The organism is Bradyrhizobium sp., assembly GCF_049581145.1.
Classification (GTDB): Bacteria; Pseudomonadota; Alphaproteobacteria; order Rhizobiales; family Xanthobacteraceae; genus Bradyrhizobium.
Genome location: NZ_JBAURI010000679.1, coordinates 1 through 2,450 on the forward strand (window position 1 = coordinate 1; position 2,450 = coordinate 2,450).

2 protein-coding genes are annotated in these 2,450 nt (G+C 62.1%); both read right to left on the minus strand.

The window, feature by feature from the left end; all coding sequences use genetic code 11:
* A partial coding sequence (locus WCB02_RS22205) for an MtrB/PioB family outer membrane beta-barrel protein (RefSeq protein WP_423961448.1) occupies window positions 1-1,533 on the minus strand: 1,533 nt, incomplete at its 3' end.
* Between the two features lie 72 nt (window positions 1,534-1,605).
* A partial coding sequence (locus WCB02_RS22210) for a DmsE family decaheme c-type cytochrome (RefSeq protein ID WP_423961449.1) occupies window positions 1,606-2,450 on the minus strand: 845 nt, incomplete at its 5' end.

A 2,450-nucleotide genomic window follows, 5' to 3' on the forward strand; every position in this document is an offset into this window, starting at 1 on the left:
GACCTTGCCGGAGTTTTCGGAGGTCGAGGTGGCATCCACGTCAGTGTAGTCATAGTGCTCGAAGCCGTAGGCGGCGCCGAAATGCCAGGCGCTGGTGGGCCGCCAGGTCAGCTCTTCGCCGGCGTTCTGCTTGATGTAGGCGATCGACAGGCTCTGGATCGCACGCTCGGTTGCCACGTTCTGGTCGTAGGAGGCCCACGCGGTGGTGCTGCCCGGCGTGCCCAGCATCAGCTGCGGCGTGTTGTTCTGGAAGTCGTAATAGCGATAGCTCGCCTTCGATGTCAGATCCGGGGTGATGTTGGTGGTCACCACGTTGTTGCTCAACAGCGTATCGATGTTGCCGTTGAGGCTGGTCTGCGGAACGCCATTGAGCGTCGGCAGAATGCCGGCCACCGCCGCGGGCGCATTCGGATTGGCGGTCATCGGGATGAACGCGGCGTTCTGCGTCATCGACGTGTAGTTGACGGTGCCGACATATCGGCTCTTGAACGGCAGGTCGGCGGCCAAGGTCGAGGTTCCGGCGTTCATCTGATTGCTCGGCGGCGTCGACAGCCGGTCGAACGGGCTGAGGGCGGCGACCTCGCAGCTATTGCCCGTGCAGTAGGGATTCTGCACCGTATAGGACGAGAAGCCGTCATTGTAGGTCGAGCCCTGGTAGCCGACCTTGAAGGTGTATTTCTGCTGCCATGGCGACGTCCCAGCATATTCGCCGTTGACGCCGAAATTCTGGGTGGTGTCATCCACCGGCTTGATGACCTGGTTCGGACCGTAGGGGAATCCGGCAGGTCCCATGCCGACGACACCGTCGACCTGCGTGCCGCTGCGATGCATGTTGGAGAAATCTGCCCTGACATCCCAGGCATCGGTCGGGGTCCAGCGATAGCCCACCGAACCGGTGTCGCGGTGGATGCCGACATCGGTGGTCGGCCCCAGGCAATTGGCCCCCGTCACCACCGCGGCGGTGGTATTGGTCTTGCTTGCGCAACCGGCTGGAAGCGTCAGCATATTGGTTCCGACCCCGAGCCACGGGGTCTGGGCGCTGGTGCTGTAGAGATGCGGCGTCTGGTCCCAACCGAGGTTGAGGTAGTGCTGGCCGGCCTTTGACAAGTCCAGGTAGTAATTCTGATCGTCGTAACCGACATTCTTGCCGCCGACGTCGGCCTGATAGAGGCCGTCCTTGCTTCCCACGGACATCGTGAAATCGCCGAATGCCCCCGGCTTGATATCGCTGTATTCGTAGTATTTGGCGAGGCTCTTCTGATTCGTCAGTGCGACGGTCGGCACCGGCAGATTCTTGTTGGTGTAGACCGCGGTCTGGCCGTTCGACAGCGGGTCGTTGAGGAAGTCGCGTCCGCCGGCTTCCACGTAACCGCTGAACCACCAATAGGGCACGGCATCGGCTTGCGCCGGCGCCTTGAGCGGTATGTCCGCCGCCTCAGCGATCTGAGCAAGCGCGACGGACGAGACCCATCCCCCACAACCTAATACCGCACCGATTAGACATGTCCTCGTCAGTCTGGCTCGCCGCTTCATTGCCGTCCCCCAACCCAATCCTGGTAGTCGTGTTGTATCCCGCTCTGCTCTGGTCATGGTCCCGCACCCTCGTCAGCGCTGTAGCGCGGCGCCTGCGGGACTGTTGCTGCCGTGAATCTGCGTGTGACAATTCTGGCAGGACCGACCCATCGTATAGGGCGAGTTGATGCCGGCAGTCGGTCCATGGCCAAAGCCGTGACACTCGAAGCAGAGTCGTGGGCGGGAGAGCTTCAGCGAGAACTCGTTGATCGAGCCATGCGCCTCGTGACAGTTGAGGCAATTCTCGCGCACCGGAGCATGTTCGAACAGGAACGGCCCGCGCTTCTCGGCATGGCACTTGTAGCAATTGTCGTTGATCGAATCTTCCTTGATCAGGGATTCGGTCGCGCTGCCGTGTGGATTATGACAATCCGAGCAGGTGATCTTGCCTTCGCGGATCGGCATATGCGCCGAACGGAACATCTGCGCGCGCCGATCCTTGTGGCACTGGAAGCAGGTATCCGGCTCGAACACGGTCTTGAGCTGGTTCTTCACCGACACGCTCTTCATGATGGTGTGGCAGTTGGAGCAGGCGACATCCCTGGTCTGATGGATGCTGCCTTCCCAGTAGGTCCGTCCGCCCCGCTCGTGGCAGGCCAGGCAGACCGCGTTGCTTTCCGCGACGGTGTGAGACCGGTCGTCCGGTCGGAACGACATGATGCCGCCCACGCCGCGACCGCCGCCCAACTTGACATGCTGGGAACCCGGTCCATGGCAATTTTCGCAGGCGAACTTGCCGGGCGAGGTCTTGCCGATGCGCCCCATCAGGGTCTTGGCGAACGTTGCCGCATAGTCGGCGTGACAGGTCACGCAGACCTTGTCGCCGACGAAATGCGCATCGACCGGCGGGCCCGACGGCGCCGCCTTGACGGGCGTGC